The organism is Dyadobacter sp. 3J3 (assembly GCF_009801115.1).
GTDB lineage: Bacteria > Bacteroidota > Bacteroidia > Cytophagales > Spirosomataceae > Dyadobacter.
The window spans coordinates 190,034-215,431 of sequence record NZ_VTOL01000005.1 but is presented as its reverse complement, the minus strand read 5'-3'; the positions used below and the strand labels follow the sequence as shown (position 1 = coordinate 215,431).

Below are 25,398 nucleotides of genomic sequence, written 5' to 3'. Positions count from 1 at the left end.
GTCAATTCTAAAAATCTTCGAAGCTCTTGAAAGAATACGGTAGCAACGTACAAAAACTTGCCGACCACATCGTGAAGATGGAGGATAAGGCTAAACGCAATCTCTACGCGCACATATTGATTGAACTCATGCGTCAGATACATCCGAACATGAGGGATAATCAGGATTATACAAACAAACTCTGGGATGATCTTTACATCATGTCAGGATTCCAACTGGACGTTGACAGCCCATATCCGCCGCCGTCACCGGAATCTTTGGGTAAAAAACCATTGACAGTTGGTTATAATCAGCATAATCTGATGTATCGTCATTATGGAAGAAATATTGATCTTCTGCTGCAAAAAGCGATTCAGACCGAAAATTCTGAAGACAGACTTGCCTTTGTTTCCTATGTCTTCCGTTTAATGCGTTCGTTTTTCAATACATGGAACAAGGATAATCCTGAGGATCATGTATTAATCGGACAGCTTGAACTTTTAACAAAAGGACAACTGAAAGAAGAAATTGATTATATCCGTAAAAATGGCCCGGTAGATGCTGCTCCGAAAGATCGTAACAGCAATCAGGACAGAAATCGCGGAAATCATTCCAACGCCTTCAAAGCGCAGCCTAGTCAGGACCGTCAGGGATCGAACAATCCCAATAATAACAACCGGAATCGCCCTAACAACAGCAGCAGTAACAACAATAAATTCGCAGGTAGAAATAATAACAACAACAACAACAATCGTAACAACAATAATAATAATCGCAAAAAGCCTGGAATTTAACATCCGGCCTAATTTTCTCAACCGGTTTTTAACTTCCATATTACCGCCTGCAACTACCTATGGCTTCATTTAAAATAACAGGAGACAGACGCCTGAAGGGTGAAATTATACCTCAGGGTGCCAAAAACGAAGCATTACAAATTATTTGTGCCGTACTTCTTACACCTGAACCGGTAACAATACATAACATTCCTAACATCCGTGACGTCAATCAGCTTATTGATCTTTTAGGAGATCTGGGCGTAAGAAAAACGCGTTTGAGCGATTCTTCTGTTCGTTTTGAAGCAAATGATATCAATCTGGATTATCTTGAATCGGATTCTTTCCGTCAGAAAGCTGCGGCTCTCCGTGGTTCTGTGATGTTGCTTGGACCGATGCTGGCGCGTTTCCGTAAAGGAAGAATTCCTCGTCCGGGTGGCGATAAAATTGGTAGAAGACGTTTGGATACGCACTTTATTGGTTTTGAAAAACTGGGTGCAGAGTTCAGTTACGATGGAGAAGATGGAGGTTTTTACCGTGTAGACGCGAAAAACCTGAAAGGTGCTTACATGCTTTTGGATGAAGCTTCGGTAACAGGAACGGCCAACATTTTGATGGCAGCTGTTATGGCCGAAGGTACTACCACACTTTATAATGCAGCCTGTGAACCATATCTTCAGCAGCTTTGTAAAATGCTGAACCGTATGGGTGCCAAAATTTCTGGCATTTCTTCCAATTTACTGGTTATTGAAGGTGTTAGTGAACTGAAAGGTACGGAGCATACCATGCTTCCGGATATGATTGAAATTGGTAGTTTTATCGGATTGGCAGCCATGACGCAATCTGAAATTACGATCAAAAATTGCCATATTCCAGAATTGGGAATTATTCCGGAGGTTTTCCAGAAACTTGGAATCCAGATGGAATTCCGTGGTGATGATATTTTTATCCCTGCACAGGAAAAATACCGGATGGAGAATTATCTTGATGGTTCCACGCTTTCGGTTGCTGATGCACCCTGGCCAGGATTTACGCCTGATTTATTAAGCATCGTTTTGGTGACGGCAACACAGGCGCAGGGAACGGTTCTTATTCACCAGAAAATGTTTGAAAGCCGTTTATTCTTTGTGGATAAACTGATTGAAATGGGCGCTCAGATCATTCTTTGTGATCCTCACCGCGCGACAGTAATCGGCCACAACCGCGAAACACAATTAAGAGGAATTCGTATGACTTCTCCCGACATTCGTGCAGGTGTTGCGCTATTAATCGCAGCCATGTCGGCGAAAGGTGTTAGTATTATTGACAATATTGAACAAATTGACCGAGGGTATCAGAATATCGATACACGTTTAAATGCAATCGGTGCAGAGATTGTCCGTTTGTAATATTATTAAAGTATTAATAAGAAAAGGCGCTTCCAGGAGGCGCCTTTCTTGTTTAATAACGATTTATTTTTTCTCTTACCAAAATTACTTTTTCTTGTAAGTACATGCTGAATTGTCAGACTTCACATAATAATCTTTGTAATTTGTAGCTTTCGGATCTGTGCAGCCTTTAAGATTAAGGATTTCCACTTTTCTGAATTCCACGGGATGACTTTCGCTTTGTAATGAAATAGAACCGTGGTCCAGTAATTTCCCAGCAATCACTTTCTCATCATTTCCGCTTACATTTCCTCCACCCATTTGCGGTTTGTTATAAGCCAAAACCATTTCGCCATTCGCAAAATGCTGGATTAATGAATCGCCTAAAACCAATACTTCGGCACGTACCCATTGATCTCCGTTATACGTTTTTGAAGTTGAATTAACACAATGCTGAGTCACCAGTTTGCCATCCATTTCAACATTTGTTCCCGGCGTACATAAATTACAGGTGGTGCGTTTCTTACCGTCGCCTCCCAGCAATTGTACTTCTATGGAAATCGGGAAATCCTGATTTTGTCCCATCGTAGCAGCCGGTTGGCCTTGTACCATAATCCCGCTGTTTCTCCAAGCCCAGCCTTCTCCTTTTGGTGCCTGTTCGCCTACAAAGCGATATTCAACGGCTATCCTGTAATAAGAGAAATCACTTTTGTAAAAGATGTGGCCATATTTTTGTGCAAAATCATCGTACTTATCATAGCGAACGACCATTTTTCCATCTTCCACCCGAAAAGTATTTCCGAAATTATCGTTCAAATCGTAGCCACGGATTTTGATGTCCCAGCCATCCAGATTTTTTCCGTTAAAAAGCTGTTTCCATTCTTTCTTATCTGCCTGCTTTTGAGCAAAGGCTCCGAAGCAAAAAAGTGTAAGTGCAATACTGAATACTAATTTCATGAGTGATTTAATTAAATAAAAGATGTAACATGCTAATTGTCAACCAATAGGAAAGATATATGCGCTATACGAATTATCCTGCCTAAAATCCTGTTGTCTAAAGGCAGATTAAAGCCTACTACTTTGTAAGCTCTGATTTTGTAAATATACTATGAGAACTAAAAATATAAAGCGTAAAGGACATTCAGAAGACTTTTTTGGTGAATACCGTGACTTTTGGTGGAATGAAGGATTTTTAAATTTACTGGCAAAAAGATTACAGCTGCATACACATTTCAACCTCCTGGATGTTGGCTGCGGACAATGCCATTGGAGTCGTCTTTTGGTTGATTATCTTGGTTCGCCCGCCAAAGTTTCGGGTGTTGATAATGACAAAAAATGGGCAAAAGGAGAAACCGAACTACGTAATTATTTCGAATCCAAAGGAATTGATTTTGATTTAAAAAAAGGAGATGCTCACAAACTTCCCTATGAAGATGAGACTTTTGACATTGTTACCTGTCAAACGCTGCTCATTCACGTTCAGCATCCTAAAATCGTAATTGACGAAATGAAGCGGGTACTGAAACCCGGTGGCACAATTCTTTGCGTAGAACCCAATAATCTGGTACAAAGTCTGACACAAAGCTCAGTTTCTATGAACGACCCGATTGATGAAGTATTGGACCATGTGAAATATGCTTTACTTTTTGAAAGAGGGAAAAAGAAATTAGGACTTGGCGATAATTCACTCGGAGACCTTGTTCCCGGATTTCTGGCTCAGGCGGGATTTGATCAGGTTGAGGTAAGACTTTCAGATAAGGCGATTGCCATGTATCCACCTTACAACACCGAAGAGCAAATTGCTACTATGAAACAATGGCAAAATGGTAATACGTGGAGTAATGAGGAATTTTCGGATTATGATTATTTCAGAGCGATGGGCCAGGAAAACCTTGATTTTTTTGAGAAATATAAAAGAAAATATGCGCATTTAGGCGAGAGGATGCTGCGTAATATTGACGCTAATAAGTACCATTCTGCTGGTGGCGCAATGATGTATGTAATTTCCGGAACGAAGCCTCTGTAAATAACTTCCGGTTTTAATTTTTTATCAGGTTTATGAAAAAAGAGAAAATAGCCATTTTTTGGTACCGCCGAGACTTACGTCTTCATGACAATGCAGGTTTATATCGCGCTTTAAAATCCGGATTACGGGTATTACCTCTTTTCATATTTGATAAAATAATTCTTGACAAGCTTGAAAATAAGAAAGATAAACGGGTCACTTTTATTTTCGATGCATTAATTGAAATACAAAAAGTACTGAAAAAGCATGATTCTGATATTATTGTTCGTTACGGAAATCCTCTTGAAATTTGGAAGGACCTGATCGAAGAATATGACATTGCAGAAGTTTATACAAATAAAGATTATGAATCTTACGCAAAAGATCGCGATGGGGAAGTCAAAATCTTATTACAAAAACACGGAGCGGAATTTAAAAACTTCAAGGATCAGGTTATTTTTGAAAAACAGGAAGTTTTAACCGGTCAAAACACGGTTTACACTGTTTTTACGCCATACAGCAGAGCCTGGAAAGCAAAACTCAACGACTTCTATTTATCGTCTTATCCAACGGAAAAATATTTTTCCAATCTTTTCAAAATAAAATCTCATCAGATTCCTTCTTACGAGGAAATTGGATTTGTTGAAACAGATCATAATTTTCCAGACGAAAATGTAAAATCTGATCTGATTGAAAAGTATGAGGAGAAGCGTAATTATCCTGCGCTACCCGGAACGTCAAGAATGGGACTTCATCTGCGATTCGGAACTGTTAGTATCCGCGAGTTGGCCAGAAAAGCTGCGGAACATAGCCAAACATACCTGAATGAATTGATCTGGCGAGATTTCTACTTTCAAATTTTATGGAATTTCCCACATGTTGGACAAGGAAAAGCCTTCCGTGCCGATTATGATAAAATTAAATGGAGAGATAATGAAAAGGAATTCGAGCTGTGGTGCCAGGGAAAAACCGGATATCCGCTGGTAGATGCCGGGATGCATCAGTTGAACGAAACCGGTTTTATGCACAATCGCATTCGCATGGTTACGGCAAGTTTTCTTACCAAACATCTGTTGATCGACTGGCGTTGGGGAGAAGCGTATTTTGCTGAAAAATTACTGGATTACGATTTGTCGGCCAACAATGGAGGCTGGCAATGGGTAGCAGGATCAGGAACGGATGCAGCACCCTATTTCAGAATTTTCAGCCCGGATGCTCAGGCTGCCAAGTTTGATCCAAAAGGTGAATATATCAAAAAATGGGTCCCGGAACTCAATTCGATGAATTATCCGGAACCCATGGTAGATCACAAATTTGCCCGCGAACGTTGTTTGAAAGCCTACAAAGAAGCGCTTGAATAATGATTAATTGTTAAGGGTTAAGGGTTAATGATGGATATTTGCAGTATTAGGACAAGTGATAATTCTCACCGACTCATATTCATTATTGCCATAGACTTACGAACATGCTCACCAACTCCATTAACAATTAACCATTAAAAAGATTATTTCCCTCCTACTACAACTTCTAGCATTTCTTCCGGCAGCAAATAGGTTGATGCCATTAACTGAATATCTTCCTGCGTTGTGGCGTGAATCTGATCGATGTACTTACTGAAATAATCTGCCGGTAAACTATCGAGCAAAAGAATTTTTTGGCGGTCTGCAACTTCAAATGCCGTATTCAGAGATCCGGCGAATTCTCCTGCCATGAAATTCTTGACAGTCTGCAATTCATCTTCACCGACAAGTTCTGTTTGCAGTCGATAGATTTCCTTTTTTATTTCATCAATCGTTTGCTGTGTAAATTCCTTTTTCACGTCGGTACCGATCATGAAATAACCTTCACGCCCGAGCGTAATCATGTGTGAGGAAATCCCATAAGTCAATCCTTTTTCTTCACGAATATTTTTCATCAAACGAGACCCAAAATATCCTCCCAGAATTTCATTAGTTACCAGCATTTTGAAATAATCCGGATGCGTCCTGGTAAACAATTTCCGTCCTATGCGTATGGTCGACTGTACACTATCCGCTTTTTCAACCAAAATTTCTTTTCCCTGATATTCCGTATAGCTGTCGTGCTCAATTTCAGAGTCGTCGGTTTTGTATTCAAGTTGTCCAAAATAATCATTGACCAATTTTACATCCTGATCGCTAACTTGTCCGGCCAGTACCAGCGTTCGTTTTCCATTTTTGATATGTTTTTCAAAATGTTCCTGAATTTGAGCTAATGGCAATTCCTGGATATTTTTCTCTTCCTGACTTTGTCCATACGGATGACCGCTGCCAAATAATTGTCTACGGAATTCCGTTGTAGCCAGGTATGCCGTTTTCTCCTTGTTGATTTTAAGGTTCTGTAAAGTGATATTTCGCATTTCATCCAGTTCCTTTTCCGGAAACAGCGGATTTTCGATAAGCTCACGGATCAGGGTCAACACTTCTGGCAAAAATCTAGACAAGCAATACACCACAAGCCCGGAACGATCAGAAGAATGCGTCATATCAATGAAAGCACCGATATTGTCAAAGGCTTCGCTGAGCGCGGAAGAAGTATAAGATTTTGTTCCTTCGGGAAGCATCTTAATAGCAAAAAACGATGCGCCGACAGACGTTTCATGCCAGTTTCCAAATTCAAAAATACATTCAAAACGCACGACTGGCTGTTCACCAATATTGATTACATGCAGAGGAATTCCGTTATCAAGTACATGAGATTGTGGCTCAGGTAGATTTATTGTTTTGATAATTTTAAAATCGGGAGCTTCGGTCCGGTCGAGTATCATAGTCATATATTGATAAAAAAGCGAATGACGTTTCATAACATCATTCGCTTTTCATTAATTAATAGGAAGTAAAGATATTAGTTATTACTGTCACTAACATCTAGTTTTTCTGCTTTGTTCAAACTCAAACCAAGTGTGATACGTAAAGTTTGTGCCAATGGGCTGTTCTGAACAACCGGGAACATATAAGCAAAGTCAACAGAATAACGTTCAAGGAATTTGGCACCTACACCAGCCGTGAAAAACTTACGGTCACCTTTGTTTTTATTTTCACTGAAATATCCTGCACGAAGCGCGAAGATATCGTTGTACCAGTATTCAGCTCCAACTGCGATAGCAACTTCCTGAAGTTCTTCTTTGAAACCGTCCGGTGCATCCGAGAAAGAACCGAAGGCTCCTGAAAGTGCTCCTTTTGTATAATTTGTATTAACCGTTCCTTTTGGAGGAGTCGGCACCATCAGTTTACTTGCATCAACGATGAAATTAAATTTGTTTCTGCCATCCGCTGAGAACGAAAGTCCACCACCAAGTTTAAGGTTTGTAGGAATAAAGCTCTCTGTTTCAGTTCCTGAACCGTAGTTTACCTTACCTCCAAGGTTGGACAATACCGCTCCCAACGACCATGTCAGCTCGCTGCCGGTATCTTCGTTTTTAATTTGTTTGCGATAGTAAGCGCTGATATCACCCGCAACCGTACGAGCCGGGCGAAGCGAAACACCATTTACAACAGCAGTTCCTGCAAGGTTGGACGAAATATATTTCAGCGTCAAACCCATCGAGAAATTTTTACCTAGTTGCTGTGAATATGTACCGCTAATGGCTACTTCTCTTGAATTGAAAGTACCCAGCTGTGTTCCTACGCCGTTGCGCAAGTCAAGCTCGCCACCGTTGAAGAAATTAACAGAACCAGCAATTGCCTGATTTTTTCCGATTTTCTTGTAAGCTGTAAGATATCCCAGCCACATGTCATCAACCAGGTTTCGTAACCAGGGTGTGTAAGAGGCTGAAACCCCAAAATCCTTTTGTGCATAAGGAAGTTTTGCCGCGTTCCAATAGGTGGCGTTAGCGTCGGCACTTAATGCAACACCCGCCTCACCCATACCGGCACTACGTGCGTCAGGTGCAAAAGTCAAAAATGATAGAGGTGAAGTCGGTATTCTACGCGTAGTGTCCACTGTGGACTGAGCAAGCAAAATACTCGTTGACAAAATGAATAATGAAGATACACTTAAAAAAAATAGTCTCATATTTATTGGATTTGCGATAGGAAGTGGTGTTAGTCTACTTCTTTTAAAGGGTCAAAAATACAATGAAAGATATTTAATACTATAATAAAATTACAAGATTTATTATTCGCTAACGCAAACGTAGAAGTTTCCCTGAACGGGTGTCCACAGAATTGTCCTTTAACGATCGGATTTTCACTACATAAATATAGGAACTGGTACCGGAAGTGAATCCGCCATGACGTATGGAAGGAATTGTTTGTTTGATAACAGACTCGCTGTTATAATATTGCCACTGATACGATCCGAGGATTTGTCCGGTGTTCAGCAATATACTAAAAACAATTTCCACATCATCATCTGCTCTGCTCTGATTCAATTCAAATGAAAGATCCTGATCAAAAGGGTTCGGAAAAACAGTCAAGCTATTTAGTTTTATCCCGGTTGGTAAACCTACTTGAAATCCGAACGATAATTCTGAAGAGTTAGTATACGTATCCCAGACTTTAATACGAATAGTATAATTTCCCGGTGCCAGGTTTTGAAAAGGATAACGAACAGTCCCGCTTTTAAAATTATCCAGATCCGCCGTGTAGTAGTCGTTTAATATCAATGTTAGTGTGTCGCTGAGTGTGATCGTTATGTCATGTCCAATTCCAGCTTTTGACACATTAATCCCATTTTCGTCACTTAATTTCAAAAATAAAACAGACGAGCCGTCCACAGTATCCCCTTCTTGAAAATCGGTGGAATTGAGATAGCCAACTATTTTTGGCGGCGTATTATCTACGAGCAATGCCGCACTTCCGCCAACCAAAACATCCAGCTGCGCCGAAGCATCTGTCAGGCTGTCTTCACGCAAAGCGTAAATGTCAACCCTTCCCATTCCTGTGCGGTAATCGATATCTTTTGGCATGACAAATTCACAAACAAATTGCCCATCCTTCGCACGCACGTTTCCATCAAAAAGCTTGCTTCTGAATTCATTGTAAGTTTCTACTTCACCTTCATTACCGAGCGTGCGGAAACTTGTCTGTTTATCATAAACAATAACTCTTGCAGTCCCCTGAAATGTTTTATCGATCAAGTTTCCGGCTGCAACTTTTCCTTTCAAAACCACTTTTTCAAGAGCCCTCAACGTATCTGGAATTACATTCCACTGAATCTTTTTTTCAGCTCTGGCCAGTTTCATGGACGGATCTCCAAGTAAAGTAAAATTCCGGTTCAAACTTCCAGCCAGACTCGCATTTTTGGTCATCCTGAAAATTTCGCCCATTCTTCCGTCCGTTCCGGCTTTGATCAAAGATTCATAAAATGCCTTATTGATCGTAAAATTGGTACTGGAATAAACAGGTCGCGTAGTACTCACAGAACCAATTGCGGCACCACGCGGACTAAGTACCATTAACTCCGCACCCGAGATCAAACCCGGATCATCATATCGTCCGAAATCGCAGGTTGCAGTTATTAGCAAAGGCAAATTATCATAACCGCGGGCAGTCTGCATTTCGGCCAAAGTTAAAACCTGCTCCTCCGCCCAGCCACTCGTTCCGCCATGGCCTGTATAATTCAGGATTAAAGTCCCGTCATTAATACTTTTCTTTATCTCAGCATTGACGGCTGGTACCTTTTGTCCCTGACTTGTGGTGGTTTGGGGATAAGCATCCAGAAAAATCCGGCTTGACAAAAACTCAGTCTGGGTGATTTTCGCCAGCGCGTCCGCATGTTGCTGATGGATATTCCCGTCACCATCATCTGCAACAAATTTGACCGTATTTTGCCAGCTTCCGCGCGACTTAGGTGAAGATGCATAGTGAATAAGTTTATCAACAATAATTTTAGCTTCATCCGCAGTTTTCACCGGAAGCCTTCCTATACCAATTTCAACCGAATAATCGCCTGCGTTTGTTTCGATCCAATCTCCTTCTTCGTCTTCCATAAAACCAAAATAGTCATCAGAGGAATACGTATAAACCGGGTTTAATGACTCGTGGCTTTCGTAAACCGGCACCCAATTATTCCGCTGGTTTTGCGACTGGTTTTGTAAAAGATTTTTATAATCGTAAGTCGCGTCACCAAAAAGGAGCAGATATTTCAACTTCTCAGGATCATTTTTATATAGTAGACGAACAAAATCGCGAACCGCTGAAATATCCGTTTTCCCGCCCGAAAATTCATTATAGATTTGATCCGTCGTTACAACCAAACTTTCCAGTCCATCGTTTTCACTTCTGAAATCGGCCAGTCGCTTTGCTTCTGTTTCAAAAGCCTTTGCTGTAATAATTACTAAATCCGGGGTTGCGTATCTTTGCAAATTCTGGTTTGAAACTTTCTGCCATGACACGGGAAGTTTTGCTTGCGCGGTTGTAAAACCTATATATTGTTTTAAAGTTTTTGATTTATTTTCCGTAAAAGTATAGGTATTATTTCCGTTGTCTTTTAAAGCCGCAGCTGTGATCAGCGTCGGATCTGAAATATTCCACCAGTTCCAATCAATGGGAACATTTTGAATTTGGTAAGAAACAGTATCTTTAAAATTAGGAGCAAATCTGTAAAACTGTTGTTTGTCATACCCGCGTAAAAGTCTTTTTACCTGTAAACCAATGTAATCAAGATAAGCCTGGGCTGAACTTTGACCGTTTTTATTGTAAGTTACTCCAACCGTTGTTGTCGTTCCGGCATTTGCTGCCGCGGTTAAAACAAATTTACTCTTCGCTTGCTGTGCTTTGATATCATAAGTACCCGTCCCCACAACGCCAACGGAGGACTCTCCAATACTTTGCCCGTTTAACTGCCATTGAAATTTGGTTGCAACTTGCGCAGTTCCGATGGCGGAGGTAAGTATAATTATGTTTGAAGAAGGAATAATATCCGGCAAATCGGCGGTTAAATTCAATGTTGCTGACGTACCGATATATTCTCCCCACCAATCACGACCGGATCTCAATAAATTAACCGATTCGATTTCATGAAACCAGTAGTCGTCGTATTGGTTTATTAATGTTTGAGTAGCAACATTGATAGTTTGCTTATTCTGAATTCTTAATCCTTTTCCATTTCCATAGGTCAGGAAATAATAAATAGTATCGGAATATAAATTGACCTGATGAAAAAAATTGGCTTTTACAGAATCGTAAGAAATAACATTGGGGCCTTCAGCATAAAAATAAACTGCATCACCTGCATCAAATCTCCCGTCTTCTCCTCCTTTAACCTGAATCGAATTCTGAATGAGATCCTTATTTCGTTTTACGCTATTTTTTTGAGGTAAAATATTACCTCCATTTCCATATATCTTGATTTGATCCGGCACCAGGGTCGAGATATCTACGCCCATGGATTTGAGAAAATTCGCATCAATTTTATAAACTCCGCTTTCTGTGACAGCAAATTTGTACCAATTGCCAGTGGATAAAATGGAAGATTCCTGCGCTTTTACCTGAAAAGTAAACAGCAAAAAAATCCAGCAGGAAAGTGCCGGATAATATATTCGCCGTAAATTTTCAACAAGCTTCGACCAGTGCATGAGCAGGAATAGTGTAACGGCGTTGGGATGCTTTATCAATACATAATACCCTTGTACGCCGTAGAGAGCCTTTAACAAACTGTCTGTTGTGAAAAACGAAATTACTGCCTTCTGTAAGGTGGATCAGCGCAACTTTATTCGGATTTAAGGATTGGTCGTCGTATTTTTTTATTGAATTATATAAAACCTGGTCTCCGCTTGTGGACGCTTTCGGATTTTTCGAATATCTCAATAACGGCTCAAGAATATCAGCCGGAAAAATTTTATCATTCATGACCGGGATCAATAAAATCTCAAATTCTCTTTTCCATTCCATACCATGTGGCGCAGCACGTTTTCTACCACGACTTTTCGTCTGTGTATAAACGACATGATGCGCAACCTCGTGCAGATAAGTAATCAGGAAATTATAGGGATTGAGATTTTTGTTTACAGTAATTCTTGGAACATAACCAGGCTTTACCGTAAAATCACCTAAGCGACTTTGGCGCGGACGAGACAGAAAAAAATCGAATTTGTAAATTTTGTGCAGATGATCACAGTAAGCATAAGCTAGCTCCGGAACGTAGGCCTCAAAGGATATTTTCTTTTCCATACCCCAAATAAAAAAAGAAAAGCCTTATAAATAAGGCTTTTCAATAACTTTCAAAAAAAGCTCAGATTATTTCACTGAATCAGTTTTCATTGAATCAGTCATAACTGAATCAACAGCAACAGTATCAACCATAGGAGTTTCAACAGTTACAGCAGTAGAATCAGCTGCTTCTTCTTTTGGCTTGCTAGTACAAGACGCGAAAGCTACCATTCCGGCAACAAACGCAAATGCTACGAATTTTTTCATTTCTTGGGTGTTATTAAGGTTCGCTACAAAGATAGCATGATAAGTTTCAATAATCCCAACATTTTGGATTGTATTTTTCCAAGAACTTAAAATTTCCTTAGAAAACAATGAAAGCCCTTCCTTTAGTACAAAATATTATCGCATCTGTCTAGTAAACCTTTTCCATTTGGAGGTTAAACATTTTTACAGAAGCTGCTACTTCGGAAAGCAGGTTTTGATTTTGTTCTATTCCATTACCCACAACAATTACATCTGCGCCAGCCTGCATCGCGATCAGAGCCTTCTCGCTGGAATTAATTCCACCACCCACAATAATAGGCGTATCCACTGAGGCGCGTACAGCTTCAATGATCTCCGCCGGTACAGGATATAATGCACCGCTACCAGCATCGAGAAATATATTTTTCAATCCCAAAAGTTCTCCCGCCATGGCAGTACAAGCTGCAATTCCGGGTTTGTCATTTGGAAGTGGTGTGGTATTACTGATATAGGAAACTGTGGTCAGTTTGCCGCTTTCAATAAGCATATAACCTGTTGGAAGTATCTCAAGACCACTTCTTTTTAACATAGGCGCAGCAATAACATGCTGACCGATCAGAAAATCCGGGTTTCTGCCGGAGATTAATGAGAGCAAAAGTATAGCGTCGGCAGACGGGTCTATATGCAGACTGTTGCCTGGAAAAAGAATCGTTGGAATATTAGTATGCTTCTGAATAGCCAGAATAAGCTGATCAATAGCATAATTTGTTATAAGACTGCCACCGACAAAGAAAAAGTCTACTTCATGCTCCACAGCCTGCCCCAAAAAATCAGAGAAAGTAGCAAGATCCACTTTATCAGGATCCAGGAGTACTGCAAAAGATTTCCTTTTTTCTTCTTTTCTGGTTGAAAGGAGGTCTGCTATTTTATGATTTGTTATCTTCATCCGATTCGTGATCATCTGCAATATAATTCTGTAGCTTTTTGCGGGCCCATCCAATAGCCAATGTCCAAACCAGGCTTTGCACGGCTTCCCCCACCGCAAATTTGCTTTTCTTTTTCGGAACCTTTTGTTTTAAAACTGGTCTTACAGGCTCATCAATTTCAATTTTTTCATTCTTTTTGGCATTCGGAAGTACTGCTTCAAGCAATAAATACGTGGTAACAACCACTCCTCCAATAATTAAAGCCTGTTTGCCATAGCCGGACGCATCCTGTTTAAGATTGTCCCACTGCGACTCAAGCTTGCCACGATAAAGATCCGCTTCTTTAAGCAAATCTTCCTTTTCTGTTTCTGTATCTGACGAAAACGGTTTCGACAATTTTACGGTTGAATCTATTGGTGAACTACTCATATCTTTAGCTTAGATTAAAAATATTGTGCAGAGATTACCATAACAGAACCCAAAAATAGCAATTCCATTTGGAAAAGATCATTTTGGATACCATTTTAACAATGGTTAATCTTCTTTGATTTGGACAAAACGAATGATAATGTTACGTATAAAGCCAATCAGCTTTGTTCTGAATGTAATTAACAGGATCAATTTCAAAACAAAAAACCCTAATAAAATCAGATATCCCAGATAATCGCTCTGCAGCCACTTGTTTAAAAAAGTACCTAACAGAATAACTACCAGGATCAGAACGACTAATACGATACTGAGAACAAGAAGCGCGTACACACCTGTAACGGCGGCACGTTCTATTTTATCCCGGGTCTCAATTTTAAATAAATCGATTCTAGTTTCGAAATATTTAAAGAGAGTTTCCTTTATTTCTTCGAGTTGACTAAACATAGGCGTGTAGTTTGCAAATCATAAGGTTTGATTTCGATTACGTTTTTTAAAACATTAATCTAAAAACATACCAAGGACTGCGGATACTACTGAAACCACCAAACCAAAGATAAGTGCAGATATAAATCCACTAATAGCAAAACCGTCTACAAAATAGCTCGCCAGATAAATTATGAACACATTTATTACAAAATAGAAAAGACCCAGCGTGAGAATGGTGATGGGTAATGCCAGAATTTGGAGCACCGGTTTAATAAATGTATTTAAAAGACCGAGCACAATAGCAACCACAAAAGCGGTAGTCCAGCTATTCACTGAAACTCCCGGAACAAAGTGGGCGGCGGCATAAATGGCCAAGGTACTGATTAGAAGGCGTATTAATAAATTCATTTAGCTTTTAGTTTTTATGAGTGACGGCTACGAAGTACGCTAATTACGTCGTCTAAGTCAATGTTTTTTTGTTCTAAAAGCACCAGAAGGTGAAAAAGTAAGTCACTTACTTCATTTTTGAAAAGCCCTTCGTCGTTATCTTTTGCTTCTATAACAACCTCAACCGCTTCTTCCCCTACCTTTTGCGCAATTTTATTGATTCCGAGTTTAAAAAGACTGCTTGTATAAGAGCTGTCTGAAGGATGTAACTTTCTGTCACGAATAATATCTTTTTGCAGGTAATTTAAAAACGCCGCTTCCCCGATACGTGAATTCCGGTTATTTTTTTCCCCAAAGCAGGTATCATCCCCAGTGTGGCAGGTTGGTCCCGCCGGTGATGCCTTGATCAGGATCGTATCTCCGTCACAGTCAGCCAGAATCTCCTTTACAAAAAGAAAATTGTCAGAAGTTTCACCTTTTGTCCACAAGCGCTGTTTGCTTCTGCTGAAAAATGTAACCTTGCCTTCTGCCTGTGTTTTTTCAAAAGCTTCGCGGTTCATGTAACCTAGCATCAAAACAACTGAAGTCTCAGAATCCTGAATTACAACCGGCACAAGCCCGTCTGCTGATTTTGTAAAATCTATGGTCGAAAGTTCGTTAGTCATTTGTATTGATAATATAAAATTGGAGCTGTCATCAACAGCGGTGAATCTATTTTGTCATGCGCATCGGAAGCGCTTTATTTTGTAAATATTGCTTCAAATCAGGAATATCTATTTCCCGGAAGTGAAAAATACTGGCTGCGAGTCCGGCATCTGCCTTTCCTTCTGTAAAAACATCATAAAAATGCTCCATATTTCCAGCCCCTCCGGAAGCGATTACCGGAATATTGGCGTTGGCAGAAATCGTTGAAGTCAATTCAATAGCAAAACCGTTTTTAGTGCCGTCTGTATCCATGGAAGTTAATAAAAGTTCACCTGCGCCGCGTTCCTCAACTTCTTTTGCCCAAGAAATAGTACGAAGTTCCGTAGGTTTCCGGCCACCATGGGTATGAACGATATGTTCAAAAACGCCCTCACTCGTTTCAACATACCTTGTATCAATAGCAACGACAATACACTGACTTCCAAATTCCAGGGCCAGCTCATTAATCAGATCAGGATTACGAACAGCAGAAGAATTAATCGAAACTTTATCAGCTCCCGCATGTAACAAAGCCGAAACATCAGCGATGGAAGAAATCCCTCCACCAACTGTAAAAGGTATATTAATCGTGTTAGCTACCCGCCGAACCAGATCAATAAAAGTAGAACGGCCTTCAACAGTAGCGGCGATATCCAGATAAACCAATTCATCCGCGCCTTGGGCCGCGTACATGGCGCCAAGTTCTACGGCATCACCGGCATCACGAAGATTTACAAAATTTACTCCCTTTACCGTCCGTCCGTCTTTTACATCCAGACATGGTATAATGCGTTTTGTCAGCATAATTTTAAGCTATAAATCGTTGTAAATCGACCAGACTGATACGGTTTTCATAAATTGCTTTACCAATAATAACGCCGTAAATATTCATTTCCGCAAGTTTTTCTACGTCGGCCAGACCACTAATTCCGCCACTTGCGATAATATTCAGATCCGGGCATTTATCCTGTAAGTTTTTGTAAAGATCGAAAGATGGCCCTTGTAAAAGTCCATCTTTGGCTACGTCCGTGCTGATGGTGTATTTAACACCTTTATCAACATATTCCTCCACAAAATCGTAAACCCACAATTCTGTTCCTTCCTCCCAGCCACTTACGGCTACTTTTTCATTTTTGGCATCTGCGCCTAATATGATTTTTTCTCCTCCGTAACTATCCAGCCAGCTTTTGAATAAATCCGGTTGTTTCACCGCTACGCTTCCGCCTGTAATTTGCTTTGCTCCGCTTTCAAAAACAATTCGAATGTCTTCTTCGGATTGTACGCCGCCGCCAAAATCAATATGCAGGGAAGTTTGGGAAGCTATTTTTTCCAAAACTTTCCAGTTGATTACTTTTTTTGCTTTTGCGCCGTCAAGGTCCACCAGGTGTAATCTGGTTAGTCCGGAATCCTGGAATTCCAGTGCTACTTCAAGCGGGTTTTCGTTGTAAATAATTTTTTTTCCATAATCGCCCTGCGTTAATCTTACGCATTTTCCTTCGATCATGTCTATGGCTGGAATTATCTGGATCATGTTTTTTAGTCTTAATGTCACTATGTCCCGGATCCCCAGGCCGTTGGCCCGGGTTGAGATATGACGGCCTTTCAGGCCTTTTTTGGTTAGAGTTTTAGGAAATTTTCCAGGATTTTTTGTCCAATGTCGCCGCTGATCTCGCAGTGGAATTGAGCCGCGTGGAAATTATCTTTGTGTAACATGGCGCTAAATGGATTGATGTAATCACAGGTCGCTACTGTGTATTCACAAACCGGCGCGGCGTAACTATGCACGAAATAAACATAGGCGTTGTCGATCAGATCTTTTGTAAGTTCTGATTTGTAATTTGTGATATTGTTCCAACCCATATGCGGAACTTTGATTCCTGGTGTTGCCGGAAATCTTTTTACATCCACGTCAAAAATCCCCATGCAGGTTGTATTGTTTTCTTCCGAAAAACGGCACATCAGCTGCATTCCAACGCAGGTTCCCAAAACAGGTTGTGTTAATGATGGAATAAGTTTATCAAGACCCTTTTCTTTTAGATAACTCATTGTGGTACTGGCCTCGCCTACTCCCGGAAAAATAACTTTATCCGCTGAACGAATTTCCTCTTCGTCATCGGTGTACAAATAATCAACACCAATCCGGTCGAGCGCGTACATGACCGACTGCACATTTCCCGCATTGTATTTGATAATAACGGTTTTCATTCGTTTGGGGTTAAAGATTATAGCCGGATGGCTCTTAATGTTTTGACGAATCCAGTAAAATTGAAATTATATCTCAAAAATAAAGCCCGATTCGGTTTAGGAATCGGGCTTTTGGGATACTATGTATTCAACCTTATTACAACACTACTTGCAAAAACACATCACCCAAGACGCCCGGAAACCAAATGGTTTTGATGAAAATGATGATATGTTTCAGCTCTTAACATGCTGCAAATATAAGAAAACTTTGTGAGAGAATGGAACAATTTTTGCAAATTATCCGCATAAAAACATGAAGAAATTGTATGTCCGTTTTTGGTGAATGTGCTTACTTTTGTCGTGTTGCTTTTAAATAATATTTAACTGCCTGATATATTTTAATTTACGCGCCTGCCAAAACCTGATTCATGAATCAAAAATCCGCATTCCACGACTCGCTTTATAATTCCTACGCATTATTTCAAGAGAAAACGTTATCAAACCGTAGGTTTAAACACACGTCTGTTCAAACTTTAATCGGTAAACGAATTGGAAATCCGGCCTATGAAATCAAAAAAGTGGGCGAATCTTTTGAAGGCAGACCGATTCATTATCTAAAAACAGGAACAGGTCCGCGTAAAATTTTACTATGGACGCAAATGCATGGCGACGAAGCCACCGCAACCATGGCCTGCTTTGATATTCTCAATTTCCTGGAAACAGAAAATGATGAATTTGATGAAATCCGAAAATTAATTTTGTCCGAAACAACACTTTATTTTGTACCCATGCTAAACCCTGACGGAGCGGAACGCTTCCAAAGGCGAAACGCACAAAATATAGATATCAACCGTGACGCATTACAACTTCAGGCACCGGAATCCAGAATTTTAAAGGAATTGCAGCAAAGTCTGCAGCCCGAATTTGGTTTCAACTTACACGATAAAAACCCACGTTATTCTGTGGGTAATACTTCAAAACTGGCAACTATTTCCTTTTTGGCAACCGCTTATGATCAGGAAAAGAATGTAAATACAGTTCGGAAAAAGGCCATTCAGGTTATTTCAGGCATGAACCGGATGTTACAAAATTATATTCCGGATGCTGTTGGCCGCTGGAATGAAGATCACGAACCGCGTGCTTTTGGTGATAATATTCAAAAATGGGGAACGACGTTAATTCTTATCGAATCGGGCGGATATGTTGGCGATCCGGAAAAACAATATATCCGCAAGCTAAATTTTATGTCAATTCTGACTGCTCTGGATTCTATTGCTGATAATTCTTATGCTCAGGAAGGCCAGGAGGATTATTACAAATTGCCTGAAAATAGCCGCTACATTTTTGATTTCCTGATTCGGAATGCTATGGTTAACGAAGAAGGAAAAACTTATCAGACTGATTTAGGAATTGACCGGACTGAGGTGAATTACGATAATGCCACGAAATTTTTCTATCGAAGTAAAATTGAAGATTATGGAGATCTTTCTATTTATTTTGGCAGCGAGGAATTTGACGCGACGAGTTATACTTTGGAAAAAGGAAAAACGCTATCCGTTTCTTATTCTGAAATCAGTCAGCTTGATAAATTTGATCCCTGGGAATTATTGAAAGAAGGTTATACTTATATTAAGACGGATTTGACATCGGAAGGAATATTTTTCACCAACCTTCCGCTACATATATTAATGGACAAAGCTGCCCCAACCTCCGCTCCGACTTTTGAAGATATCCCGACCTTTATTTTAACAAAAAATCGGGCGGTGAAATTTGCGGTGGTGAATGGGTTTTTATATGATTTGTCTGGTGAGGCTCCCGCTTTTAATAATGGAGTTATAGAATAAAGGAATTTAATACTTTCACGCAGAGCAGGTAAGAAAAAGGGCAAAGAACGCAAAAAAACTTTGCGATCTTTGACCTTTAACTTTACCCCTTTGCGTGAAACAGACACTAAAATGAAAGCACTCCTATTTTTACTTCTCTTCTTTTTAACAACATCATCTTATTCACAATCCAATGAGCTCGCTGAAAGGCTCATGAAATCGCACGATAAGTATAAAGAGAAATCATTAACGAACCGAAGATTCAAGCACAAGGACATTCAGCCTTTAATAACTAAAAGAAGCACGTTGAAATCTTTCGAAGTTTCGAAAGTCGGGGAATCTTTTGAAGGAAAAAGTATCAGTATGCTCAAAGTTGGAAAAGGTCCCCATAAAATCATGGCCTGGTCACAAATGCATGGGGATGAGCCAACCGCCACAATGGCTACTTTTGATATTTTCAACTTTCTGGAAGCAAAAAATGACGGTTTTGATAAATTGAGAAAAACCATTCTGGATAGCACCACCATTTATTTTATACCCATGCTCAATCCCGATGGTGCAGAAAGATACCAACGCAGAAATGCCCAGGGATTTGACCTGAACCGCGACGCCGTTTTTCTTCAGGCACCGGAAGCGAAAATTCTTAGAGATCTCCAAAATACGATCAAGCCCGAATTTGGCTTCAACCTTCATGATCAAAGCCCAAGATATTCTGCGGGAAGATCGGCGAAAAAAGCGACCATATCATTTCTTGCCACTGCTTATGATTATCCGAGATCTATTAATTCTGTCAGGGAGAAATCCATGCAGCTTATTATAAAAATGAACCGGAACCTTCAAAAATTTATTCCGGGACACGTTGGACGTTATGCCGACGATCATGAACCACGTGCCTTTGGGGATAATTTTCAGAAATGGGGAACAACATTAGTCTTAATTGAATCCGGCGGCTATGCAGGAGATCCGGAAAAACAATATATTCGGAAATTGAATTTCATGTCTCTTCTGACTGCTTTTGAAGCCATTTCACTTAAAACTTATACCAAAGAAAAGAAAGATCAATACGAAGATATTCCCGAAAACGGACGGTCACTTTTTGATCTCGTTGTTCGGGGTGCTACCATTATGAAAGGTGGAAAATCATTTCTTTCTGATCTTGGAATAAACAGAAATGAAATAAATTACTCCAATGCAGAGAAGTTTTTCTACTCCGGAAAAGTGGAAGAATATGGAGATCTGTCGACCGTTTTCGGTACGGAAGAAATAAATGCCTCAGGTATGGTTTTAGAAAATGGCAAAGTTTATCCAACGCCAATAAATACGCCGGAAGAATTGAAAAAATTAAATGTGAAAGACCTTCTTAAGCAAGGGTACGTATATGTTAAGATGGCAAATCCAGACAACGAAAAACCCTCACTTTCTTTCGTTTATGACCAACCATTCCACGTTTTAAGGACCGGAAAAATGCCTCCATCTACAACACCCGAAATAGGAAGTTTTGGCACTTTCTTATTGAAGAAAAATGATATTGTCCGTTATGCCATCGTCAATGGATTTGTTTATGACATGGAAAATTTCAAGGTTTTTAATGAAAATGGAATCATAGAATAGTTTGTGACGCGTTTACAAATACCTGGTTATTTATCATCAATACAACACGTAGAACAAATACCACAAAACATGTAAATTATTGATTTACAGATATTTTTATAAAACTTAAATAACTAAGCCATAATATTGAGTTAACGCTGGGGTAATATTGAGGTTCTACTTTTGCTGTCGAAAATTTGACACCTTGATATGAAAACCAATTTACTCACTACGCTCAGTTTATTACTACTCTCAGTTTCTTTAGCTTTTGCTCAGACAGGATCAATCAAAGGAACAATTGTAGACGCACAGTCCAAAGAAGCCATTATTGGTGCCAGTGTTATTTTAAAAGGATCTACACCTCCCGTTGGTACAGCTACCGATTTGGATGGAAAGTTTGACATTCAAAATATCGCAACTGGCAAGCACACTGTTATTGTAAGCTACATTTCTTACAAAAATAAGGAAGTTGAAGTAACAGTTTACCCAAATCAGGCAATCCTGATCAATGCCACACTGGAAGAGGATGTAGCAAATCTCCAGGAAGTTAAAATCGTTGGACAACGCCAGACATTTACAGATGTTTCCGTTATCACTGAGATAAGAAAAGCTGAACAAATTGCTGTTGGTATTTCAGCACAGCAGATTCAGAAATCTCAGGATCGGGATGCGTCCCAAGTAATTCGTCGTGTTCCTGGAGTATCTATTCAGGACGATCGTTTTGTAATTATCCGTGGGTTAAATGAGCGTTACAACACAGTGATGCTTAATGATGCAATTACCCCTTCGTCGGAAGTTGATGTTAAATCCTTTTCGTTTGACCTTATCCCAAGCTCAGCAATTGACCGCATTATGATTTATAAATCAGGTGCGCCTGATTTGCCTGGTGAATTTGCAGGTGGTGTAATTAAGATTTACACTAAGACCATTCCGGATGAAAATGGCTTTACGCTAAATCTCTCATCGTCTGTTCGGGGAGGAACAACCTTTCGTGACGTAAAAGATTATAAAGGTAGCCCATTGGACTGGACAGGTTTTGGTGCAAAGGATCGCGTATTACCATCCAATTTCCCTAAAACTGCCACAATTATTAATGAAAACACGCCGTCTGACAGAACATTGAATGCATTTCGTAATCTGACCAATTTTTACGATCTGCAGACAAAAACTATTCGTCCGGATCTTCGATTTTCAGTAGGCTACAATAGAAGCATGAATATTGGTGATAAAAGATTGACGACTTTTAATAATATCAATTATACTCATACAAACCAATTCATGCCTACGCAGCAATTCAGGTATCTCGCGTTTGATGAGAAAAAACAAGCATCCGAAATTCAGCTTAATTATAATGATCAGTTTTATGGACAAAATACGCGTGTAGGTATAATGTCAAACTGGGGCTTCATTATAAACCCAAATCATAAGATTGAATTCCGTAATTTATTCAATCAGCTAAGTAATAAGGAAACAACATACCGTCAGGGATACAGCACGGATAATGGCCGTGAAGTGCAGAATTATGCTTTCAGATACGAATCAAAAAGCATCTATTCCGGTCAGTTAAGCGGTACCCACGACATTTCGAATTCCACTACAATTAAATGGACTGGAGCTTTCGGTTGGACACACCGTGACGAACCAGACTTTCGCCGCTTTGTTTCCAGCCGTAATATTGGCTCAAGTGATCCTTTTACTATTGAAACGTTACAAGGAAGTGGTGCAAGTCTGACGCGAAATGCACGTTTCTTTTCAAAGCTTAATGAATATTCAAGTTCATTTCGTGCCGATATCGAACATCGTATTGAAAGAAAAGGCCACGAAGGAGATGAAAAAATGCAGATTAAGCTGCGTGCCGGTGGTATGGCAGAATACAAAGATCGTATTTTTAGTGCGCGCTGGTTTAATCTTAACAATCCTGGCGGAGTATCTTCTGAGATTCTTAATAGCTCTCCTGCTCAATTTTTCGACAAGTCAAACATATCGGCCGACAAGCTTTATTACGTAGAGCATACCAATACAGATGATAAGTACAAAGCTCAGAACTTACTGGCAGCCGGATATTTAGGTGCGTACATTCCATTTACTACCAAATTTAATGTATCTATCGGATTCCGCGGTGAGTATAACCGTCAACAGCTGCAAAGTCAGGAAAGAGGTTCAGGCGTAGCTGTAGATGTGGATAATCCAATTTTCCGGGCTCTGCCATCCGTAAATATGGCCTATAATTTTACGGAAAAATCACTACTTCGTCTAGCTTACAGCATCACGTTAAACAGACCTGAATTCCGTGAACTGGCACCATTTAACTATTACGATTTCAACTTTGATGTATCCCGCGTTGGAAATCCCAATCTGAAAACTCCCTCAATACAAAATATAGATTTACGCTATGAATTCTATCCGAAGGATGGAGAAGTAATCTCAATAGCAGGTTTTTACAAACATTTTAAAAATCCAATTGAATCACGAATTAGGTACTCAGGTTCAGGGGTTACTTTTACGGTGGACAATGCTGAAAAAGCATATGCTTACGGTGCGGAAATTGAAGTGCGTAAATCACTTAAAGAAATTACAAACTCAGCATTTATCAACAATCTTACACTTGTCCTAAATGGTTCTGTAATTAAAAGTGACGTGTTAACCGGTTTTGCAGGTCAGGAAGCAAACAGACAACTTCAAGGTCAGTCTCCTTATCTTATTAATACAGGGATCTACTACACCGAGCCAACTCTTGGCTTACAAGTAAACGCTCTTTATAATGTAATTGGTAAACGTATCTTCCTTGTCGGCGACAACGCTGTTCAACCAACAGTATATGAAATGCCACGTAATGTTATCGACTTGAACATTATCAAGGCAATCGGTCAGCATATGGAGTTAAAGGTTGGGGTGCAGGATTTATTGAACCAGCAATTTCGCCTGATCCAGGATAGTAACCTTGATGGAAAGATTACAAAAGTGGATGAAAGTTATCAAAAATACCGTCGCGGAACCTACTCGACCATTGGACTTACCTATAAATTTTAATTTCACCAGTTTCTAACAAAGCAATCAATTAGTAAATCAAAAAATTGTATGAAAAAAGTAAGCAAATTATTTAGCCTGTTAATGATCGGGTTAGTTATGGTAGGTTTTGTAGCTTGTAATAATGATGACGATGATACAGATCCTATTCCACCCGTGGTAGTAGTTCCAGGTGCATTAAATACTGTTACAGGAAGCATCACATCAAACACAACTTGGAAAGCCACAGATCAATACCTAATATCTGGTTTTGTGTATGTTGAAGCAGGCGCGACGCTTACCATCGAGCCAGGTACCATTATCAAAGGAGATAAAGCTACTAAAGGTGCTTTATTTATCAAGCCAGGTGCAAAAATTATTGCAGTTGGAACGGCTGATAAACCAATTGTTTTTACATCAAATCAAGCAATTGGTCAACGTAAAGCAGGTGACTGGGGTGGATTGGTTATCTTAGGAAAGGCTCCTGTTAACAAAACTCCAGCTGTGGTTGAAGGTGAAGAAAAATCAACTTTCGGTGGAACAGACGTAGCCGATAACTCAGGTGAATTGAAATATGTCCGTGTAGAATTTGCTGGTATCGCTTATGAAACTAACAAAGAAATTAACAGCTTTACATTTGGCGGTGTTGGATCAGGAACTAAGATTGAATACGTTCAGGCTTCATTTGGTGGCGATGATTCATTCGAATGGTTTGGTGGAACTGTAAATGCAAAACACCTTATTGCTTATCGCGGATTGGATGACGATTTTGATACAGATAATGGTTTTAGTGGATTGATTCAGTTCGGTTATATTCTTCGTGATCCTGCAATTGCAGATCAGGCGGGTGACTCAAACGGATTTGAATCAGATAATGACGCAAATGGAACAACTGCAACGCCACAAACAGCTGCTAAATTTGCTAACGTAACTGTGGCAATGGGTGCAGGGACTGCAAATGAAAAATTCGCTTCTGGAATGCGTATTCGTCGGAATTCAGCAATTTCTGTTTACAATAGCGTATTCACTGGCGCTTGGCCACGTTCAGGTCTTCGTGTTGAAAATGACTTGACCATTGCAAATTATACTTCTGGTCTTATCAAAATGGACGGTGTAGTGTTAGCTACAACTGCAAAAGTGCAAGTAGAAGGTATTACTGAAGCTCAGTTCAAAGCCGCAGGTGCCAAAAATGCAGTTTCTCTTGCTGCTGACCTAAAAATGGATGCTTCATTCAACGTTTTGGGTGCTAAGCCAAATGGGATTCCTGGAACTGGCTCTCCATTATTGACTGGCGGTGCTACTCTTCCTGCTGGTTTTGAAGCAACTACTTATGTTGGAGCTTTTGGTACAACAGACTGGACTGCAACATGGGCTAACTGGGATCCACAAAATACCAACTACGATCTTAAAAAATAATAATCTTATATAATTGGTGTCAGAATTTAAAAAAACCGGAGGCGTT

At 39.9% G+C, this 25,398-nt stretch carries 22 protein-coding genes; 8 read left to right on the top strand and 14 right to left on the bottom strand.

The annotated features are described in order from the left end of the window. The first annotated feature begins 26 nt into the window (after positions 1–26). On the top strand, positions 27–773 hold the full coding sequence (locus tag FZF08_RS12835) for a DUF4290 domain-containing protein (RefSeq protein ID WP_159469340.1): 747 nt from the start codon (positions 27–29) through the stop codon (positions 771–773). A gap of 59 nt (positions 774–832) precedes the next feature. Continuing rightward, entirely contained in the window at positions 833–2,140 is a 1,308-nt protein-coding gene (murA, locus tag FZF08_RS12830) for a UDP-N-acetylglucosamine 1-carboxyvinyltransferase (RefSeq protein WP_159469338.1), read from the top strand. An 84-nt stretch (positions 2,141–2,224) separates the two neighbouring features. On the opposite strand, the gene FZF08_RS12825 is transcribed toward murA, so the two are convergent. After that, on the bottom strand, positions 2,225–3,076 hold the full coding sequence (locus tag FZF08_RS12825) for a DUF1080 domain-containing protein (RefSeq protein ID WP_159469336.1): 852 nt from the start codon (positions 3,074–3,076) through the stop codon (positions 2,225–2,227). 151 nt (positions 3,077–3,227) lie between these two features. Between FZF08_RS12825 and FZF08_RS12820 the strand changes: the two genes are divergently transcribed. Continuing rightward, positions 3,228–4,145 (top strand): class I SAM-dependent methyltransferase, encoded by a 918-nt coding sequence (locus tag FZF08_RS12820; protein ID WP_159469334.1) that lies wholly within the window; start codon positions 3,228–3,230, stop codon positions 4,143–4,145. A 32-nt stretch (positions 4,146–4,177) separates the two neighbouring features. Next, positions 4,178–5,485, top strand: coding sequence for a deoxyribodipyrimidine photo-lyase (locus FZF08_RS12815; protein WP_159469332.1), 1,308 nt, complete (start codon positions 4,178–4,180; stop codon positions 5,483–5,485). A 143-nt stretch (positions 5,486–5,628) separates the two neighbouring features. On the opposite strand, the gene FZF08_RS12810 is transcribed toward FZF08_RS12815, so the two are convergent. The 13 genes from FZF08_RS12810 to hisH form a co-directional block, all read right to left on the bottom strand. Then, positions 5,629–6,945, bottom strand: coding sequence for a pitrilysin family protein (locus tag FZF08_RS12810; RefSeq protein WP_310590594.1), 1,317 nt, complete (start codon positions 6,943–6,945; stop codon positions 5,629–5,631). A 41-nt stretch (positions 6,946–6,986) separates the two neighbouring features. After that, positions 6,987–8,156, bottom strand: coding sequence for a type IX secretion system outer membrane channel protein PorV (porV, locus tag FZF08_RS12805; RefSeq protein ID WP_159469330.1), 1,170 nt, complete (start codon positions 8,154–8,156; stop codon positions 6,987–6,989). A 109-nt stretch (positions 8,157–8,265) separates the two neighbouring features. Further along, complete coding sequence (gene porU, locus FZF08_RS12800) at positions 8,266–11,661, bottom strand: type IX secretion system sortase PorU (protein WP_159469328.1); 3,396 nt, start codon at positions 11,659–11,661, stop codon at positions 8,266–8,268. Next, positions 11,639–12,256 (bottom strand): hypothetical protein, encoded by a 618-nt coding sequence (locus FZF08_RS12795; RefSeq protein WP_159469326.1) that lies wholly within the window; start codon positions 12,254–12,256, stop codon positions 11,639–11,641. The genes porU and FZF08_RS12795 overlap by 23 nt, the downstream gene beginning before the upstream one ends. A 66-nt stretch (positions 12,257–12,322) precedes the next feature. Then, the gene (locus tag FZF08_RS31745; RefSeq protein WP_229216513.1) at positions 12,323–12,610 is read right to left on the bottom strand and encodes a hypothetical protein; all 288 of its coding nucleotides are present in this window, start codon (positions 12,608–12,610) and stop codon (positions 12,323–12,325) included. A 40-nt stretch (positions 12,611–12,650) separates the two neighbouring features. Further along, a complete protein-coding gene (locus FZF08_RS12785; RefSeq protein ID WP_159469746.1) occupies positions 12,651–13,427 on the bottom strand; it encodes a geranylgeranylglyceryl/heptaprenylglyceryl phosphate synthase in 777 nt (258 codons plus the stop codon). Next, positions 13,408–13,836 carry a hypothetical protein gene (locus FZF08_RS12780; RefSeq protein WP_159469325.1) on the bottom strand — a complete coding sequence of 143 codons (429 nt, stop codon included), beginning with the start codon at positions 13,834–13,836 and terminating at the stop codon, positions 13,408–13,410. Before FZF08_RS12780 ends, FZF08_RS12785 begins: the two co-directional genes overlap by 20 nt. Positions 13,837–13,941: 105 nt before the next feature. Continuing rightward, the gene (locus FZF08_RS12775) at positions 13,942–14,280 is read right to left on the bottom strand and encodes a phage holin family protein (protein WP_159469323.1); all 339 of its coding nucleotides are present in this window, start codon (positions 14,278–14,280) and stop codon (positions 13,942–13,944) included. A gap of 54 nt (positions 14,281–14,334) precedes the next feature. Beyond that, entirely contained in the window at positions 14,335–14,670 is a 336-nt protein-coding gene (locus tag FZF08_RS12770) for a phage holin family protein (RefSeq protein WP_159469321.1), read from the bottom strand. Between the two features lie 14 nt (positions 14,671–14,684). Then, entirely contained in the window at positions 14,685–15,314 is a 630-nt protein-coding gene (hisIE, locus tag FZF08_RS12765; RefSeq protein WP_159469319.1) for a bifunctional phosphoribosyl-AMP cyclohydrolase/phosphoribosyl-ATP diphosphatase HisIE, read from the bottom strand. A 46-nt stretch (positions 15,315–15,360) separates the two neighbouring features. After that, positions 15,361–16,137: an imidazole glycerol phosphate synthase subunit HisF gene (gene hisF / locus FZF08_RS12760; protein WP_159469317.1), complete on the bottom strand. Its 777-nt coding sequence runs from the start codon at positions 16,135–16,137 to the stop codon at positions 15,361–15,363. A gap of 4 nt (positions 16,138–16,141) precedes the next feature. Then, positions 16,142–16,864 (bottom strand): 1-(5-phosphoribosyl)-5-[(5-phosphoribosylamino)methylideneamino]imidazole-4-carboxamide isomerase, encoded by a 723-nt coding sequence (gene hisA, locus FZF08_RS12755; protein ID WP_159469315.1) that lies wholly within the window; start codon positions 16,862–16,864, stop codon positions 16,142–16,144. An 86-nt stretch (positions 16,865–16,950) separates the two neighbouring features. Then, positions 16,951–17,538 (bottom strand): imidazole glycerol phosphate synthase subunit HisH, encoded by a 588-nt coding sequence (gene hisH, locus FZF08_RS12750; RefSeq protein ID WP_159469313.1) that lies wholly within the window; start codon positions 17,536–17,538, stop codon positions 16,951–16,953. 407 nt (positions 17,539–17,945) lie between these two features. On the opposite strand from hisH, the gene FZF08_RS12745 reads away from it, so the two are divergent. The 4 genes from FZF08_RS12745 (at position 17,946) to FZF08_RS12730 (ending at position 25,352) form a co-directional block, all read left to right on the top strand. Beyond that, positions 17,946–19,361 carry a M14 family zinc carboxypeptidase gene (locus FZF08_RS12745; protein ID WP_159469311.1) on the top strand — a complete coding sequence of 472 codons (1,416 nt, stop codon included), beginning with the start codon at positions 17,946–17,948 and terminating at the stop codon, positions 19,359–19,361. Positions 19,362–19,472: 111 nt separating this feature from the next. Beyond that, the gene (locus tag FZF08_RS12740) at positions 19,473–20,951 is read left to right on the top strand and encodes a M14 family zinc carboxypeptidase (protein WP_159469309.1); all 1,479 of its coding nucleotides are present in this window, start codon (positions 19,473–19,475) and stop codon (positions 20,949–20,951) included. Between the two features lie 189 nt (positions 20,952–21,140). Beyond that, positions 21,141–23,960, top strand: coding sequence for a TonB-dependent receptor (locus FZF08_RS12735; RefSeq protein WP_159469307.1), 2,820 nt, complete (start codon positions 21,141–21,143; stop codon positions 23,958–23,960). 48 nt (positions 23,961–24,008) lie between these two features. Next, on the top strand, positions 24,009–25,352 hold the full coding sequence (locus tag FZF08_RS12730; protein ID WP_159469305.1) for a T9SS C-terminal target domain-containing protein: 1,344 nt from the start codon (positions 24,009–24,011) through the stop codon (positions 25,350–25,352). The last annotated feature ends 46 nt before the right edge of the window (positions 25,353–25,398 follow it).